12 protein-coding genes and 3 pseudogenes are annotated in these 17,810 nt (G+C 62.1%); 13 read left to right on the forward strand and 2 right to left on the reverse strand.

Features of this window, described 5'->3' with window-relative positions; genetic code table 11:
- Positions 1-75: 75 nt before the first annotated feature.
- Entirely contained in the window at positions 76-1,581 is a 1,506-nt protein-coding gene (locus CLAM6_RS09430; protein WP_153635867.1) for an aminotransferase-like domain-containing protein, read from the reverse strand.
- Between the two features lie 276 nt (positions 1,582-1,857).
- On the opposite strand from CLAM6_RS09430, the gene CLAM6_RS09435 reads away from it, so the two are divergent.
- The 11 genes and pseudogenes from CLAM6_RS09435 to CLAM6_RS09485 all read left to right on the forward strand — a co-directional run bounded on the left by CLAM6_RS09435 (position 1,858) and on the right by CLAM6_RS09485 (position 14,031).
- The gene (locus CLAM6_RS09435) at positions 1,858-3,351 is read left to right on the forward strand and encodes an NAD-dependent succinate-semialdehyde dehydrogenase (RefSeq protein WP_153635868.1); all 1,494 of its coding nucleotides are present in this window, start codon (positions 1,858-1,860) and stop codon (positions 3,349-3,351) included.
- A gap of 137 nt (positions 3,352-3,488) precedes the next feature.
- Positions 3,489-4,775, forward strand: a complete 1,287-nt coding sequence (gabT, locus tag CLAM6_RS09440) for a 4-aminobutyrate--2-oxoglutarate transaminase (RefSeq protein ID WP_404813616.1) — start codon at positions 3,489-3,491, stop codon at positions 4,773-4,775.
- A gap of 366 nt (positions 4,776-5,141) precedes the next feature.
- Positions 5,142-6,289, forward strand: a pseudogene (locus CLAM6_RS09445) (amino acid permease).
- Between the two features lie 202 nt (positions 6,290-6,491).
- Positions 6,492-7,511 carry a homocysteine S-methyltransferase gene (mmuM, locus tag CLAM6_RS09450; protein ID WP_153635869.1) on the forward strand — a complete coding sequence of 340 codons (1,020 nt, stop codon included), beginning with the start codon at positions 6,492-6,494 and terminating at the stop codon, positions 7,509-7,511.
- Positions 7,512-7,794: 283 nt separating this feature from the next.
- The gene (locus tag CLAM6_RS09455) at positions 7,795-8,463 is read left to right on the forward strand and encodes a DsbA family oxidoreductase (RefSeq protein WP_153635870.1); all 669 of its coding nucleotides are present in this window, start codon (positions 7,795-7,797) and stop codon (positions 8,461-8,463) included.
- A 150-nt stretch (positions 8,464-8,613) separates the two neighbouring features.
- Positions 8,614-9,549: a pyrimidine-specific ribonucleoside hydrolase RihA gene (rihA, locus tag CLAM6_RS09460; RefSeq protein WP_153635871.1), complete on the forward strand. Its 936-nt coding sequence runs from the start codon at positions 8,614-8,616 to the stop codon at positions 9,547-9,549.
- A gap of 16 nt (positions 9,550-9,565) precedes the next feature.
- Positions 9,566-11,245, forward strand: a complete 1,680-nt coding sequence (locus CLAM6_RS09465) for a GMC family oxidoreductase (protein WP_153635872.1) — start codon at positions 9,566-9,568, stop codon at positions 11,243-11,245.
- Between the two features lie 145 nt (positions 11,246-11,390).
- The gene (locus tag CLAM6_RS09470) at positions 11,391-11,618 is read left to right on the forward strand and encodes a glutaredoxin family protein (protein ID WP_153635873.1); all 228 of its coding nucleotides are present in this window, start codon (positions 11,391-11,393) and stop codon (positions 11,616-11,618) included.
- Positions 11,619-11,796: 178 nt separating this feature from the next.
- Positions 11,797-13,048, forward strand: a pseudogene (locus CLAM6_RS09475) (ISL3 family transposase).
- A 13-nt stretch (positions 13,049-13,061) separates the two neighbouring features.
- A pseudogene (locus tag CLAM6_RS09480) lies at positions 13,062-13,643 on the forward strand (DDE-type integrase/transposase/recombinase); the annotation flags it as partial.
- On the forward strand, positions 13,633-14,031 hold the full coding sequence (locus tag CLAM6_RS09485) for a helix-turn-helix transcriptional regulator (protein ID WP_153635874.1): 399 nt from the start codon (positions 13,633-13,635) through the stop codon (positions 14,029-14,031). The pseudogene CLAM6_RS09480 and the gene CLAM6_RS09485, both read left to right, overlap by 11 nt.
- 46 nt (positions 14,032-14,077) lie before the next feature.
- Here CLAM6_RS09485 and CLAM6_RS09490 read toward each other — a convergent pair whose 3' ends face one another.
- A complete protein-coding gene (locus tag CLAM6_RS09490) occupies positions 14,078-14,782 on the reverse strand; it encodes an alpha/beta fold hydrolase (protein WP_225346707.1) in 705 nt (234 codons plus the stop codon).
- Positions 14,783-15,156: 374 nt separating this feature from the next.
- On the opposite strand from CLAM6_RS09490, the gene CLAM6_RS09495 reads away from it, so the two are divergent.
- A complete protein-coding gene (locus tag CLAM6_RS09495; RefSeq protein ID WP_153636880.1) occupies positions 15,157-16,464 on the forward strand; it encodes an O-acetylhomoserine aminocarboxypropyltransferase/cysteine synthase family protein in 1,308 nt (435 codons plus the stop codon).
- Positions 16,465-16,816: 352 nt separating this feature from the next.
- On the forward strand, positions 16,817-17,809 hold the full coding sequence (locus CLAM6_RS09500) for a TRAP transporter substrate-binding protein (RefSeq protein WP_153635876.1): 993 nt from the start codon (positions 16,817-16,819) through the stop codon (positions 17,807-17,809).
- Position 17,810: the final 1 nt, after the last annotated feature.

Consider the following 17,810-nt stretch of genomic DNA (forward strand, 5'->3'; position numbering starts at 1 on the left):
TATCCTGTGGTCAGCAATCACGCCCGTCCGCAGGCCACAGGATCACGACAGCGAGTGTCGTCATACCCGTCAGGACTAGCGTAGCGGGGAGCCGCCCAGCGGGGTGCCGCCCAAACGGATGTCGCGCATGCTCAGGATGCTCTCCAGCGTGCGCCGTAGGCGCGCCACCTCGTTGACAAGGCTATCTCCCGCCAACATCCCCACTCCGAGCACCAGGCCACGACGCGAATCATTGGCACTACACACCGGACTTAACGGCCGCACGATCAGATGCTCCTTGACCATCAGTTGCGCGACGCGCTTGTCGTCGATCTCGGGGGCAAATTGCACGCACAGGCTGATACCGCGTGATGGCGGCGAGACACTGATCACGCCCTTCACCTGGCACAGCTGGTCATGCACCACCTGCTGTCGGCCCAGATAATCGCGCTGGATGCGCTGATACCAAGCGTCCAGATCGCCATCGGCGATGAACTGCGCCAGCACCGCCTGATCGAGCATTCGCCCCTCGCGGAACACCTCACTGCGCAGACGGTTCATCGGCCCGGCCAGCGCGCGCGGTACCACCAGGTAGCCCAGCCGCAGCCCGGGAAACATCAGCTTGGAGAACGAGCCCACCAGCAGGCGATTGCCGGAATCGGGATCAAACAGCAACTCGCCATGATCATCACCGCTGAACTCGTAATCATCCTCGAGGATATAGGCGGGCTGACAGACCTCGCAGAGCGCCAGCTTGTCACACCGCGAGGTGGGCACACTCAAAGGATAGTGATGCGAGCCGGTGAAGTAGGCAATCTGCACCGGCCCCTTGGCAAGCGCGGTGAGATCATGTCCGGCCTCGCCCGTCGTGTCGCTAACAGGCCGCCAGGGAATCTGCCGGGTCTCGAGTCCAGCGGCCAGAAAGACATTGCGTGCCCCCCAGTAGCAGGGAGACTCCATCACCACCTGCTGCCCCGCATCTGCCAGCGCCAGCGCGCACAGTTCGATGCCGTGGTGAGTGCCCTCGGTGATGATGATCTGCTGGGTATCGCAATCGATATTGCGCCAGCGGCGTAGAAAATCGCGTATCTCACGCTTGAGCGGGCCGTAGCCGCCGCTCGAATACGACAGCAGCAGCGCATTGTGGGGCACCGTCACACTGGCATATAGCTGACGCCACTTGCGCATCGGAAAGCGTGCGATATCCGGAATGCCCGGCACGAAGGCACCACTCTGGATCAGGCTGGCCCCCTGCCCGCCCAGCACCCGGTGCGCACGGGTGGAGAGCGGCAGTGGCACAGGTGATGCCTCAGGCATGGCGCTGCCGGGTCTCGCGGCATAGGGGCGGCGCGTCCAGGTGCCCTGACCCTGCCCGGTGTGTAGATAGCCCTCATCTATCAATGACTTAATGGCCAATGACAAGGTGTTGCGCGCCACCCCCAGTGCATCGCACAGTTTGCGGTGCGGCGGCAGCCGAGCACCGACGGGCCACTGTTCGCGGATCATCTCCAGCAACGCCTGCTCCAGGCGCACCTGCTTGCCCAAGGTCTCGGACTGGCGGCGATAACATTCGATCAGCGGCTCAAGCGCAGCCAGTTCCATCCAAGTCTCCCGTTGTCGTTGTCGATATGGTGTCACGCAGCTCCTCGAGGTTGTCCCACTCCCGTCAGCCACGCGCTTAAAGGCCGGCGCGCAACGCCCATTCAGCCCTGATTATCCGCAGCCCCAGTCGATTGGTCCAGTCAAACGCGCAATTGGTCTATTCGCCTAAACAGTGGGCGCTGATAGCGTGTGTTTCATCAATCAGGCGGGTAGCGCAACCAATCTCCGCAGCCCGTATTCGTGTCCAACGACCATCGTCAGCAGCAGGAGCTTCACATGTCCCGTTCCGCCCTCCCGATCAGCGACTTCCTGAAGCGCTACGTCAACTCGGAAACCAGCAGCGACGTCTTCGTCCCGGCGCTCATCGGTACCGAGCACCGCGAGACCGGCACCACCTTCAACGTGACCAATCCGGCCACCGGCGAGCAGCTGGCCCGTGTCGCCGAGGTCAGCGCCGATGACACCCGTGACGCCGTCGCCGCGGCCGAGGCCGCCGGCAACGCCTGGAAGAAGGTGCCGGTGAAGGAGCGATCCGCACTGCTGCGTCGCTGGTTCGATCTGGTGCTGGCGCATCGTGAAGATCTCGCCCAGCTGATGACGCTGGAACAAGGCAAGCCGATGGCGGAGTCGCGTGGCGAGGTGACCTATGGCGCCTCCTTCATCGAATTCTTCGCCGAAGAAGCCAAGCGCATGGCCGGAGAGACCCTGCCGTCCCACGGTGCCGACAAGCGTCTGATGGTACTGCGCGAGCCGATCGGCGTAGTGGCCGCGATCACGCCGTGGAACTTCCCGCTGGCGATGATCACCCGCAAGTGCGCCCCGGCGATCGCCGCAGGTTGTGCCGTGGTCATCAAACCGGCTGAAGCCACGCCGCTGACCGCATTGGCACTGGCGGACCTGGCGCTGGAAGCCGGCCTGCCGAAGGGGCTGATCAGTGTCGTCACCGCCATGAAGCCGATCGCCATCGGCGAAGTGCTGACCACCGATCCGCGCATCCGCAAGGTGTCCTTCACCGGCTCCACGCCGGTGGGCAAGACGTTGATGGCGCAGTGTGCCTCCACCGTCAAGAAGACCGCGATGGAGCTGGGCGGCAATGCGCCCTTCATCGTCTTCGATGATGCCGATCTGGATGCGGCCGTCGATGGCGCCATCGCCTCCAAGTTCCGCAATGCCGGCCAGACCTGCGTGTGCACCAACCGCTTCCTCGTCCAGGACGGTGTCTACGACGCCTTCGTCGAGAAGCTCGCGGCACGCGTTGAAAGCATGCAGGTCGGTGATGGCCTGGTCGAAGGCAACACCATCGGCCCGCTGATCAATGATGCGGCGGTCAGCAAGGTGCAGAGCCACGTCGATGATGCCGTCAACAAGGGCGCGCGCCTGGTCACTGGCGGCAAGAAGCACGCTCTCGGTCACAGCTTCTTCGAGCCGACCGTACTGGCCGATGTCACCACGGAAATGGTCGTCGCGGCTGAAGAAACCTTCGGCCCGCTGGCGCCGGTGTTCCGCTTTGGCAAGGACGAGGAAGCCATCGCGATGGCCAACGACACCCCGTTCGGGCTGGCCGCGTATTTCTACGCCAACGATTACCGCCGCATCTGGCACACGCTGGAAGCGCTGGAATACGGCATGGTCGGCGTCAATGAAGGCCTGATCTCGACAGAACTCGCGCCCTTCGGTGGCATCAAGGAATCCGGTCTGGGTCGTGAAGGTTCTCACCACGGTCTGGAAGAGTTCACCGAGCTGAAGTACATCTGCATCGGCGGCCTCTGATCCTGCGAGGGCGCCTCGCGACGACGCATCGCGCCGATGCCTCGAGAGGACGTCCCACAATGTTATCCCACCACGTTTACTGCACATCGGTGGCATGGCCCGCGCCATGCCACCGGCAACAAGAAAAGGGACCTGACATGAGCCACTCTCAGCTGAGCAACGAACAACTCGACGTCCTCAAGCACAAGTACGTCGCCAAGGGTGCCGTCACTGCCACACCGCAGTTCGCCGACACCGCGCTGAACGCCGAGATCTGGGATGCGGACGGCAACCGCTGGATCGACTTCGCCGGTGGTATCGGCGTGCTCAACCTGGGTCACCGTCACCCCAAGGTCGTCGCCGCCGTCAAGGCACAGCTCGACAAGGTCATGCACACCGCCGCGGGCGTCATCTCCTACGCGCCGTATGTGCAACTGAGCCAGAAGCTGGCCGAGCTGACGCCGGTGCGTGGCCCGGAACGCAAGACCCTGCTGGTCAACTCCGGCGCGGAAGCGGTCGAGAACGCCATCAAGATCGCACGTGCCGCCACCGGACGCAGCGGCGTCATCACCTTCGACGGCGCCTTCCACGGCCGCACCATGATGACCCTGGCGATGACCGGCAAGGTGCTGCCGTACAAGAACGACTTCGGTCCGATGCCGGGTGATATCTTCCGTGCGCCCTACCCAAACCCGATTCACGGCATCAGCGAAGAGCAGTCCCTGAACGCCATCCGTACCCTGTTCAAGACTGACCTCGCACCGCACCGCACCGCCGCCATCGTCATTGAGCCGGTGCAGGGCGAAGGCGGCTTCTACATCGCCTCGCCGAGCTTCCTGACCGCCCTGCGTGAGCTGTGTGACGAGCACGGCATCCTGCTGATCGCCGATGAAGTGCAGTCCGGCTTCGCGCGTACCGGCAAGCTGTTCGCGATGGAGCACAGCGGCGTCGAAGCCGACATCATGACCATGGCCAAGAGTCTGGCTAACGGCATGCCGCTGTCGGCCGTCGTCGGTACCGCCGAGGTGATGGATTCCTCCGGCCCGGGCTCGCTGGGCGGCACCTACAGCGGCAACCCGCTGTCCTGCGCTGCGGCCCTGGCCGTCATCGACGTCATCCGCGAGGAGAACATCCTGGAGCGCAGCACCCAGATGGGCGAGCAACTGGCCGCGCGTTTCGCCCAGTGGGAAGAACGCTTCGCGCATGTCGCGCACTCACGCAATCAGGGTTCCATGGCGGCCTTCGAGCTGGTGGATGCCGATGGCAAGCCGGACCCCGCCGCGACGGCGGCGGTGTGTGCCAAGGCCAAGGAGCTGGGACTGATCCTGCTGTCCTGTGGCTTCTACTCCAACTCCATCCGCGTGCTGGTGCCGTTGACGGTCGAGCCGGAAGTGCTGGAAGAAGGTCTCGACATCGTCGAGAAGGCGCTGGAAAGCCTCGTCTGATCCACGGCCTGTCATGAGACAGACAAGCCAAGCAACGGCCACCTTAGGGTGGCCGTTGTCGTTTCCAGCGCAGCTCGCTGTGTTGGATGCCCCCCCCCTGGGCCAGGACATGCATCGCAGCTGATTGCCCATCTAACCATATAGCCAATCAACCCAAGCAGCCTTTTGTGGTAACTAATTGATTAAATTATGATATTCGCTGAATTTCTGCGTCTTCCCGACCGATTATCGCCATGCCACACGCCATCATGAATGAAGGTTGCCAGAGAGAGCCCTTTCTCATCGGCAGCCCCTCGAGTGACCCCGACCATGACTGACAGCAACGCCCACGACTTCAAACGCAGCATGCAGCAGCGTCACCTGGTGATGTTGTCCCTCGGCGGTGTCATCGGCACCGGCCTGTTTCTCAGCTCCGGCTATACCATTCAACAGGCGGGCCCGGCGGGGCGGTACTGGCCTACCTGATCGGCGGACTGGTGGTCTATCTGGTAATGATGTGTCTCGGCGAACTGGCCGTGCATCACCCGGAACCCGGCGCCTTCAGCGCCCACGCCACCCGCTATCTTGGCCCTGCCACCGGCTATACCGTGGCCTGGCTCTACTGGCTGACCTGGGCCGTGGCGCTGGGGTCGGAATTCACCGCCTCCGCCGTATTCATGGGGCGCTGGTTCCCCGGCGTCGAGCCATGGGTCTGGTGCGCCATCTTCTCGCTGATCGTGTTCGGCATGAACATCGTCTCGGCGCGCTTCTTCGCCGAATCCGAATTCTGGCTGTCGCTGATCAAGGTCGCCGCGGTGATCGTGTTCATCGCGGTGGGGGCCGCCGCCATGTTCGGCTTCACGCCCCTGGCGGGTAACGTCGAGGCGCCGGGCATCACGCGTATCCTGCAGGAGGGGGTATTCGATCACGGCGTGATGCCGATTCTGATGACGCTGCTGGCTGTCAGCTTCGCCTTCTCCGGCACCGAGCTGATCGGCATTGCCGCAGGCGAAAGCAAGAACCCCGAGAAGAACGTGCCGCTGGCGATTCGCGCGACCCTGTGGCGGCTGATCATCTTCTTCATCGGTACCATCATCGTCATCGCCGCCCTGTTGCCGCAGGACAGCGCCGGCCTCAAGGAAAGCCCCTTCGTGGCGGTCTTTCAGCTCACCGGTATTCCCTACGCAGCGGATATCATGAACTTCGTGATCATCACCGCGCTACTGTCAGCGGCCAATTCCGGCCTCTACGCCGCCTCGCGCATGCTGTGGACCCTGGCGGACCAGAAGACGCTGCCGCGTGTGTTCAGTCGCGTCAATCAGCGCGGCATTCCGGTGCCCGCCCTGCTGATCACCATGCTCGGTGGCCTGCTGTCACTGCTCTCCAGCGTGTATGCCGAGGACACCCTCTATCTGGCGCTGGTGTCGATTTCCGGGCTGGCCGTGGTCCAGGTGTGGATGGCGATCGCCGCCAGTCAGTTCAGCTTCCGCCGCCAGTGGCTGAAGGCCGGCCATAGTGCCAGCGAGCTGACCTAGCGCGCGCCGCTGTATCCCGTCGTACCGATTGCCGCCTTCCTGTTCTGCGCGCTGGCCTGCATCGGCATCGCCTTCGATCCCAACCAGCGCATCGCGCTCTACTTCGGCGTGCCCTTCGTGGCGCTGTGCTATCTGGTCCACTCTCTGACCCATCGCACGTCTGCCGACGCCGCGAATTCCCCGACTCCACAGGAGGCCCTCGATGCCCGCTGATGCCACCCGCAATCCGCTGAGCGCCATCACCGCGCGCCAGCCCTTCCTGATCGTCGATGGCGCCCTGGCCACCGAACTTGAGCGCGCCGGGTTCGATCTCTATGACTCGCTGTGGTCGGCCAGAGTGCTGGCCGATGAGCCGCAGGCGATCGTCGATGTGCACCGCGCCTACTTCGAGGCCGGCGCCGATGTCGCCACCACCGCCAGCTACCAGGCAACGCTCGAGGGCCTGATGGCGCGCAGCCTGAGCGAGACCCAGGCCAGCGCGCTGATCCAGCGCTCCGTGACCCTGGCGGCGCAGGCCCGCAGCGAGTACCTGGCTGCGCACCCGGAGCGTCTGGACTGCCCGCCGCTGGTCGCGGCCTCCGTCGGCCCCTATGGCGCATATCTCGCCGATGGCTGCGAATACCGTGGTGGCTACGCGCTGGACCGCGCTGGTCTGCGCGACTTCCACCGTGCCCGTCTCGCCACGCTGCTCGATGCCAAGCCGGACATTCTCGCCGTGGAGACGCTGCCGTGTGCCGAGGAAGCACTGGCCGTGTGTGATCTGCTGCGCGATGACTTCCCCACGGCGCGTGCCTGGATCGCCTTCAGCGCGCGCAATGCCACCGAATTGAGCGACGGCACGCCGATCCGAGACGCCGTGCGCGCCATCGCCGACTGCGAGCAGGTGGTCGCCATCGGCGTCAACTGCACCGCGCTTGAGCACATCGAATCGCTGGTGCGTGAGATTCGTGGCGAGACCGACAAGGACATCGTCATCTACCCGAACTCCGGTGAGGTCTATGACCCGATCACCAAGACCTGGTCTGCCGCCTGTGCCGTCTCGGCTGATGACGAGGGCCAGGGCGTTGAGCACGGTTTTGAACACGGCTTTGACCACGACCATGATCTCGCCGGCTGGACACCGCGCTGGCTGGCCGCCGGCGCCACGGCGATCGGTGGCTGCTGCCGCACCGGCCCGGACGACATCCGCGCCCTGGCGGACCTGCGCAAGGCGCTGAGTTGATTGAGGCACGGGGCTGATACGAACGCTGAGTACGCCGCAGTGAATACGCAGCACTGAGCTCCAAGTACTGAACTCGAAGTGTTGAACTCCAAGCACTGAACACGAACGCCCTGTCCGGTCATGTCGCATGATCGGTCAGGGCGTTTTCGGTAGCGTCCCGCGCCCCAAATCGCTAGGATGGCAGGACACTGATGAGCGATTACTCAAAATCATTCCGACATGCTCTCAAGATGGCCGTAGGCTCCCATTGAAGAGCGCGTGAGAGATCAGCAGGAGAATCCCCATGTCACAGCTCGATATCCAGGTCGCCTACGACGTGGTCTGCCCCTGGTGCTGGATCGGCAAGCGTCATCTTGATGACGCCATCGCGCAACTCGACTTCAAGGATGAAGTGCGCGTCAGCTACCTGCCCTTCCAGCTCAATCCGTGGGTGCCACGTGAAGGCATGGCGCGCGCCGACTATCGCGCGCAGAAGTTCGGCAGTGTCGAGCGTGGCGTGGAGCTGGATGCGCAGGTGGCCCAGTCAGGCGCGCAGAGCGGCGTCACCTTCCGTCATGCCCTGATGAAGCGCACGCCCAACTCCACCGACGCCCAGCGTATCGTCTGGCGCCAGCAGTCCGCGGGCCTGGCGGAGCGCCCGTTGCTGGAAGCGCTGTTCAGCGCCTACTTCCACGATGGCAAGGACGTGGGCGACCGCCAGGTGCTGGCAGAGATCGCAAGCCAGCACGATGAGAACCTGAGCGTCGAACAGGCGCTGTCCTTCCTCGAATCCGACGCGGGCGAGCAGGAAGTCGCCGCCCAGCAGGAAGCGCTGCGCAACGCCGGTATCCAGTCGGTGCCCAGCACCATCGTCGGCCAGTACTACGTACCCGGCGCACAGCCGGTGGAAGTGCTGGTGCAGATGCTCAACGAGGCACGCGCCCAGCAGACGGATAGATCTGCCTCGCACTGACGCCAAGCGCTGTCACCAAGCGCGAATGCCATGCACGGACAGACGACACGCCCTTCGCAAGGATGGCGTGTCGTTTTGCGTTCAGGCATAAAGGAAAGGCTCATAGAGGCAAATCACGACAACAAGACGACTCACGACAAGGATTGCTGCATGCCGCGCCCCATCATTCTCGATTGTGATCCCGGCCACGACGATGCCATCTCGCTGATTCTGGCCCTGAGTTCAGACGCGCTCGACGTGCTGGCCGTCACCACCAGCGCCGGCAATCAGACCCCCGACAAGACCCTCAACAACGCGCTGCGCGTGCTCACCCTGCTGGGGCGGCATGACATTCCGGTCGCCGGTGGTGCGCCCAAGCCGCTGGCGCGTGAGCTGATCATCGCCGACAACGTGCATGGCGAAAGTGGCCTGGATGGCCCCGAACTGCCAGACCCCGCCTTCGCCCCCGTCACCCAGAGCGCCATCGAGCTGATGGCCGAGAAGGTCCGCACCTGTGAGCAGAAGGTCACGCTGGTGCCCTCTGGCCCGCTGACCAACATCGCGCTGTTTCTCGCTGCCTACCCTGAGCTGCACTCGCGTATCGACAGCATCGTGCTGATGGGCGGCGCGGCAGGGGTCGGCAACTGGACCCCCGCCGCCGAGTTCAACATCTTCGTCGACCCCGAAGCCGCCGACATGGTGTTCAAGTCCGGCCTGCCCATCGTGATGTGCGGGCTGGATGTCACTCATCAGGCGCAGGTCATGGACGAGGATATCGAGCGTATCCGCGCCATCGACAATCCCGTCGCCCAATGTGTCGCCGAGTTGCTCGACTTCTTCATGATCTACCATCGCGACCCCAAGTGGGGATTCACCGGTGCGCCATTGCATGACCCCTGCACCATCGCCTGGCTGTTGAAGCCTGAGCTGTTCACCGCTGTCGAGTGCTGGGTCGGGGTCGAGACACAGGGCGAGCATATCCAGGGCATGACGGTAGTCGACCGTTACCAGCTCACCGGCAAGCCACACAACGCCAGGGTGCTGTTCGAGATCGACCGCCAGGGCTTCGTTGACCTGATCGCGCAACAGCTCAAGCGCTATCAATGACTACCGATGACTATCGATGACGACCGCTGATCGCCACGCCAGCGCCACTGCGCCACAAGAGCACGGCCATGGCTTCGACTACGACTACCTGATCGTGGGCTCGGGCTTTGGCGGCTCGGTATGCGCGCATCGTCTGACCGAGAAAGGCTATCGCGTGGCGGTCATGGAACAGGGCAAGCGCTGGACGCCGGACAACATGCCCCGCTCCAACTGGCGTCTTCGCCGCTGGCTGTGGCGACCGATGCTGGGGCTGCGCGGCTTCTTCACCATGAGCTTCTTCCGCCATGTCATCGTGCTGCACGGCAACGCGGTGGGTGGCGGTTCCATCACCTATGCGCAGACACTGCTGGTGCCGCCTGCAAGGATCTGGGACAACGGCCAATGGGCAGGACTCAATGACTGGCATGCGGTGATGCCAGAGCACTACGCCACGGCGCAGCGGATGCTCGGCGTGACGACCAACCGGATCATCGCGCCGGCGGATGACGCCCTGAAACGCATGGCGGAAGTCGCCGGCTGCGAAGACACCTGGTACCCCACCGAGGTCGGCATCTTCTTCGGCCCCGAGGGCGAAAGCGGCACGCCCGCCGCCGGTAGCACCCATCCAGACCCCTATTTCGCTGGCGAAGGGCCTGAACGAAAAAGCTGCATCGGCTGTGGCGGCTGCATGATGGGCTGCCGTCATGGCGCCAAGAACACACTCGACAGGAACTATCTCTATCTGGCCGAGAAGCACGGCGCCAAGGTGCACGCCGAGACCAAGGTGATCGATGTCGTACCGCTCAATGGCAAGGCGGATGGGGCCGATGGCTATGTGGTGACGACGGTGCCCTCCACCTTCGCCGGGCTCTATCTTGGCAGAGGCAAGCGCACGTTCACCTGTCAGTCCATCGTCTTCGCAGGCTCGTCGCTCGGCACCCAGGAGTTGCTGTTCCGCCTTAAGGACAAGGGCTCATTGCCGAACCTCTCGGACGCGCTGGGCAAGCGGATGCGCACCAATGCGGAGTCCTTGATCAGTTGTCGCATGCCGGGAAGTCGCGATGACATGTCCAAGGGCATCGCCATTGGCTCCGGCATCCATATCGATGAGCACACCCATATCGAAGCCACGCGCTATCCCGCGGGCTCCGATTTCATGGGGCTGCTGTTCACCGCGATGGCCAGGGGCAAGCCTAGCTGGACACGCCCCTTCTCGTGGCTCAAGGCCATGGCGAAGGTGGTGGCGGCCAATCCGCGCCGCGCGCTGAAATTCCAGCTGCCGTGGGGCTTCGCGAAGGAAACGATCATCTTTCTGTGCATGCAGACGGCAGAGGGCCACCTCGACATGACGCTCAAACGCCTGTGGTACTGGCCATTTCGCAAGGCGCTGGTCACCGAAGGCAAGCGAATACCCACCTTCATCCCCGAGGCGAATGACTTCGTCACACGTGGCGCAGAGGCCATTGGCGCCATCCCCGGCAGCAGCATCCCCGAGATACTCTTCAACATCCCGACCACGGCGCACTGCATGGGCGGCGCGGCCATGGCGGCCTCCCCCGAGGACGGCGTCTGCGATGGCCAGAATCGCGTCTTCCATTATCGCAACATGCTGATCTGTGACAGCTCGATGCTCGCCGCCAACCTGGGCGTCAATCCAAGCCTGACCATCACCGCCTTGGCGGAACATGCGATGAGCCATATCCCGCGCAAGGAATGATCTGCAGAATGCGTGGTGTGGAATGTGCTGATGCAGGAAGTGCTGGTGTAGAGAGAGAGAAAGCGACGGCTGGTATCATTGCCCGCCAGCGCCTCAGGCCAGGTGCCTACAACACGCGGGATCGATCAACACGGGAGCAACAGCAATGAAACGGGTATCACTCTACAGCATGGCCAACTGCCCCCACTGCAAGACAGCCAAGCAATATCTGGAGCAGCAGAAGATCGGCTTCCGCCTGGTGGATGTCCGATCCCCCGCGGGACAAAAGGAATTCGCCAAGACCGGCTTTCGCAGCGTGCCGGTCCTGAAGATTGGCGATCAGTTCCTGAAGGGCTTCAGCGTGAAAGGCTTCAATCAGTTGTATAGGGGTTGAGAGGAGTACTCTTTATGACAGCAGTATCTTCTGGATACAGTTCATTACCCTGACAACCGCCTACTGCATGGGCCGGAAACTGAAAATATTTATAAAAACGGCTCTTCGACGCCAGGTGTGGAATTAGTGCCCTAGAATGGTCCAGGATATGGGGCCCCGAACAGACTGGAGAATTGACATGGATGGTACTCAGATCCTGACCCTTGGTTTGGGCTTGCAAGCGCCTTGGAAACTCAAGGACCAGCATCTGGATACCACGTCATCTCCGCATCGTCTCGAGCTTTACGTGGAAGCCGACCGGGGGAGCCTTTATGCCTGCCCGGAATGCGGCAAGGCATGCCCGGCGCATGACTTTGCCGACAAGTCCTGGCGACACCTGAACTTCTTTCAGCATCATTGCTATCTCCATGCCCGCGTTCCTCGCACCCGGTGTCCAGAGCACGGCGTCAAGCGAGTCGAGGTGCCCTGGGCTCGCCCTGATAGTGGTTTCACACTGTTAACAGGCTGCCATGTCGTTGGTCAGGGAGATGCCTGTGCTCGCCGTCTCTCGGCAATTGGAAGTCACTGACAAGCGTCTGTGGCGCATCGTGCATCATTACGTAGGCCGCATGCTGGGAGACCTGGATCTTTCTCAGGTTGCCAATGTCGGGGTAGACGAAACGGCATCACGTCGAGGGCAACGTTACGTCACCGTATTTCTCGATATGCAACGCCAACAAGAGCCGGTGATCTTTGCTGTCCAGGGACGTGGCAAAGAGACGATCAAGGCGTTCAGCGCCTTTCTCGAGGCACATGGCGGCGCCCCGGGCAATGTGGTTGAAGTCGTGTGTGACATGTCTCCGGCCTTCCTCAATGGCACTGCGAAACATCTTCCTGATGCTCGAGTGACGGTTGACTGGTTCCATATCGTGCAGACGTTCACCAAGGCGTTGGATGAAGTGCGTAAGCGGGAACGTCGAGAAAAAGCCCATCCCAGGGCCCTGCGCTGGGCAGTGCTGAAAAGCATGGATAACCACAACCTGACGGAAAAGCAGCTGGTCGCCCTCCGGGAGCTGGTTGCTGACCAAAGGGCTACCGCGAATGCATGGATCATCAAGGAAAAGCTGAGGTGGATTCGTCGCGCACCGACAGCGCGCGGGGCTCGTTGGCGCATCACGAATTACCTCAATGTGATGCGTGAGGCAGTCGCCGGCCACACGCTCCTCAAGCCAATGGCAAAAGCACTCAATACGTTGGAGCGACATGCCGACCAGGTTGTGAGGCGCTGGTATTCAGGCCTGACGAACGCATGTCTGGAAGGCATGAACGGCCTCTTTCAGGCTGCCAGATCTCGCGCTCGCGGCTACCGAAACGAAAGCAATTTCATTGCGATGATCTACCTGATCGGCAGCCCCGTGGGGCGCATGCTGGATGAAGCCAAATCCACATGAAACGTCGAAGAGCCACATTGATATCAAGCACCTGCCCCAAATGCCTGACGAAGATCAGAAGCGTTATCTCTACGTCGCGATTGATCGTGCCACTCGGTGGGTGTATCTGGAGGTCAGATCAAGTCAATCTGCAAAGGACACCCAGGCGTTCATGAAGCGTGTGGAAGAGGAGGCTCCCTTCACGATTCGAACCGTGCTCACGGACAATGGTAAATCCTTTACCGATCGCTTCACCGTGGGTGGCGAACGTAAGCCCAGTGGAAATCATCTTTTCGATCAGGAATGTCAGAACCATGGTATTGAGCATCGATTGATCAGGCCAGGCAGACCCCAAACGAACGGGATGGTGGAGCGCTTCAATGGGCGTATCAGCGATGTTCTGGCGACTCGGCGTTATGACTCAAGTGAGGATTTAGAACAGACACTCGAGCGTTATTGCTGGCTCTATAACCACCACATTCCTCAGAAGGCACTACACCACAAAGCGCCTATAGCAGCAATGAAGGAGTGGCAGGTTGAACGACCTGAGCTGTTTACGCAAGCTATAGTCAATCAGACGGAACCCGACATCGCTGGCGCTGGAGATGATCAGTGAATGCCTGGCGGCCAGACCCGCCCAGACGGATGCCGGGGAAAGGCATCCTCCCCGGGAGACGGCAGACTGGAAGGAAACGCTGGAAGACTGGATCCACAACGGGGAAGTTGCCTATCAAAGCCAGGCGGAGATCGCCGCTCGTCTGGGCATGAGCGTGCGCCAGTTGCAGCGCCGCTATCGCGATGCCTACGGCCAGACCATGACGCAGGACCTGAGACGACGACAATTGGTCCGTGCCGCTCACCTGCTTCAGGACCGCAATGTCACGGTGGAGGCCGCGGCCGAAATGGCGGGGTATCGCAGCGCCGCCAATTTCGCCACCGCCTTTCGTCGCCAGTTCGGCGTGCCGCCCAGTCAGCGGCCTGTCATTGACAACAGCGCGGTGTAGGGTGAGTCGACATGCAAGGGGGACGGTCAGGGCAAGGCGCTGGATGTCAGGCGCAAGCGGCAAGGAAGCGAACAAGTCGTGTCATCACTTCCTCTGGCTGTTCGCGATGCGGAACATGTCCGCAGTCGTCGAGAAGATGCAGCTCAGCGCCGCGCCCCGCGTTCTCGGTCAGGCGCGCCGGCTGGGAAGCACTTCCGTACTCATCCTGCGCGCCATGGATCACCAGCAACGGACAACGCAACGCTGCCAGAGAGGCATCGAGACACCAGTCACGAAAAGCGGGGGCCAGCCAACTATCGATCCAGGCGCTGAGCACCCACTCGGTCCTGGAGCCGTGATATCGGGCAAGTCGTGCGCGCTGGTCGGGCTCGGCAAACAGGCGTTGCGCTTCACGGATACCGTTCAGGGTCAGCTCCTCGACCATCGCCTGCGCCGCCAGCGTGATAACAGCCTGACAACGCGCATGATGTGTCGCGGCGCCGGCGATGGCCATGCCCCCGCCGACACTGTGGCCAAGCAGGATGAAGCGCTCCAGCGCGAGCCCTTCGATCACGGCCTGCAAGTCGCCGCGAGCCTCCTGCTCGATGAAATCCAGCGGCATGGGGTGATGGCGTGCCTCCGAACGGCCGAAGCCTGCCCGGTCGTAGGCGATTACCTCGCGTCCGCTACTGACCGCCAGCGTTGCAGGAAAGCCTCGCCACAGCGCCACGCAGCCCAGTGAGTCATGCAGCAGAATGATGGGCGCACGCACTGGGTTAATGGCCGGAACGGCAGGCTGCCATCGGGCCACGAACAACGCACCATACGGGCCTTGCAACCAGTTCTGCTGGCATATGATGTCTTGTGATGTCACATCCATGTCTCCTGTGCCCACCATGGTGGAATCTCCGAGCTGTTGCTCTCAAGACACTGCCACAGCCCGCGCCGGGAAACGCTTAGACATCCTGATGACCCATTGCTAATGTTGGGCGTCGTCGCGGTATGCGCCCCTGTTGGTGTTGGCGGCAGATCGCAGCCGCACGATCGCAAACAGCACGAACGAAAAGCGCACGAACGAAAAGCGCACGACAGAACAAGAACTTCGCCACGCTCTCGCACAAGGACACTGTCATGTCGGTTGACAACATGAAGCTGGAATCCCTCGCCCTGCATCACGGCTATACCTCGGAAGCCACCACCAAGGCCGCGGCGGTGCCGATCTACCAGACCACTTCCTACACCTTCGATGATACCCAGCATGGCGCGGATCTCTTCGACCTCAAGGTGCCGGGCAACATCTATACCCGCATCATGAACCCGACCAATGACGTGCTGGAGCAACGCATGGCCGCCGTCGAGGGCGGTATCGCAGCGCTGGCGGTGTCATCCGGCATGGCGGCGATCACCTATGCCATCCAGGCGCTGGTACAGGTCGGCGACAACATCGTCAGCACCAGCCAGCTGTATGGCGGCACCTACAACCTCTTCGCCCACAGCCTACCGCGTCAGGGGGTCGAGGTACGCATGGCAGCCTTCGATGATTTCGAAGGCCTCGAAGCACTGATCGATGACAGGACCCGCGCCGTGTTCTGCGAATCCATCGGCAACCCTGCCGGCAACATCGTCGATCTCGCGCGTCTGGCCGAGATCGCTCACAAGCATGGCGTGCCACTCATCGTCGACAATACCGTCGCCACGCCAGTGCTGTGCCGCGCCTTCGATCACGGCGCCGATATCGTGATCCATTCGCTGACCAAGTACATCGGCGGCCACGGGACCACCGTGGGTGGCATCATCATCGATTCCGGCAAGTTCGACTGGGTCGCCAACAAGGACCGCTTCCCGATCCTCAACGAGCCGGACCCCTCCTACCACGGCGTCGTCTACACCGAAGCCTTCGGCCCGGCTGCCTATATCGGTCGCTGTCGCGTGGTGCCGCTGCGCAATACCGGCGCGGCACTGTCACCGCAGAGTGCCTTCCTGCTGTTGCAGGGCCTGGAAACCCTCAGCCTGCGCATGGAGCGCCACTGCAGCAATGCGCTCGCACTGGCCGAATACCTTCAACAGCACCCGAGCGTCAGCTGGGTCAACTACGGTGCCCTGCCGGACAGCCCCTATCACGCCACCTGCCAGAAGATCACCGGTGGCAAGGCCTCCGGCATCATCAGTTTCGGCATCAAGACGGACGCGACAGGTGACGACAAGGCCGAAGCCGGGCGCATCGCCGGCGGCAAGTTCATCGATGCGCTGCAGATGATTCTGCGCCTGGTCAATATCGGCGATGCCAAGTCACTGGCCTGTCACCCGGCCTCCACCACTCACCGTCAGCTCAACGAGGAAGAACTGGCCAAGGCCGGCGTCTCGGCGGATCTGGTGCGCATCTCGGTGGGGATCGAGCATATCGACGACATCATCGCCGATGTCAGCCAGGCACTGGACAAGGCGGTGGCCTGACGCGGGAGCGGTTCCTAAACGACAGTCAGGCGACATTGAGGCGCCAACCAGGCAGTCTCAGTCATATCTCAGCGCCCGCGAAGACTCGCTTCTTTGCGGGCGCCTTGTGTTGCGTATCCCGATGACTGTACTTCTCTCAGGCCTGCCAGACCTGCAAAAGACGACAAGAAAGATAACGGTATACATATCGCTGAACCGTTAGGTCGGCGGGACATCCAGACCCAGCATAAATCTGGTTAATACCAAGAATAAAAAATCGAAACTACCGAAATACACGAGCAGAACACACTCTTGGCTCAAGGCGCACACAGAGGCGCCTGTCACGATGATAACAACTCCAAGAGGTGTCCCGATGAAATCCGTCCAGTTGAAGCCAGCCCTGCTGACCACCGCCATCGCGGTGGCCTGTGCCTTGCCGCTGAGCGCCGCTCAGGCCCAGGATATCAAGCTCGGCCACGTGCTGGCGCCCACCCATAGCTGGAACATCGCGGCGGAAGGCTTCGCCAAGGAAGTCGCCGAGGCCACTGATGGCCGCGTCAATTTCCAGGTCTTCCCCAGTGGTCAGCTCGGCAACGAGAAGACCGTCGTCGAAGGCATGCAGATCGGCAGTGTGCCGGCCGGCGTGATCGGCTGTGGTTCCTTCCAGCCGCTGGATGCGCGCTTCGGCATCGTCGAACTGCCCTACTCCTGGCCGGACCGCGAACACGCCTACGCAGCCTATGACGGCAAGCTGGGCGATGCGCTCGAGGACATCGCCGACGAGCACAACATGAAGATCCTGTCGTGGTGGGAGAACGGCTTCCGTCACGTCACCAACAACCGTGGCCCCATCACCACCCCGGAAGACCTCGCGGGTCTGAAGATTCGCGTCACGCCGGACAAGATGCGTCTGGATACCTTCACCGCGCTGGGCTCAAGCCCCGCACCGCTGTCCTTCGGTGAGCTCTACTCCGCGCTGCAGCAGGGCGTGTTCGATGCCCAGGAAAACCCGCTGGCCATCATCTATTCCTCTTCCTTCAGCGAAGTGCAGGACTACGTCTCCCTCACCGGTCACGTCTGGGCACCGGCGTGTCTGACCATGTCCAACTTCACCTGGAACCAGCTTTCCGAGCAGGATCAGGCGGCAGTGCAGAAGAGCGCCGACGAATGGCGTGACAAGCAGCGCGCGATGACCCAGAAGGATGACGCCGAGCTGGTCGCCAAGCTGGAAGAGGCCGGCATGCAGGTCAACGAGGTCGATACCGCGCCCTTCAATGCCAAGGTGCAGGGTGTCTGGGCCGAGTACACCGACGTCTTCGGGCCTGAGCTGATGGGCCTGGTCGAGCAATACCGCAAGGGCGAGTGAC

This window comes from Cobetia sp. AM6, assembly GCF_009617955.1.
GTDB lineage: Bacteria > Pseudomonadota > Gammaproteobacteria > Pseudomonadales > Halomonadaceae > Cobetia > Cobetia amphilecti.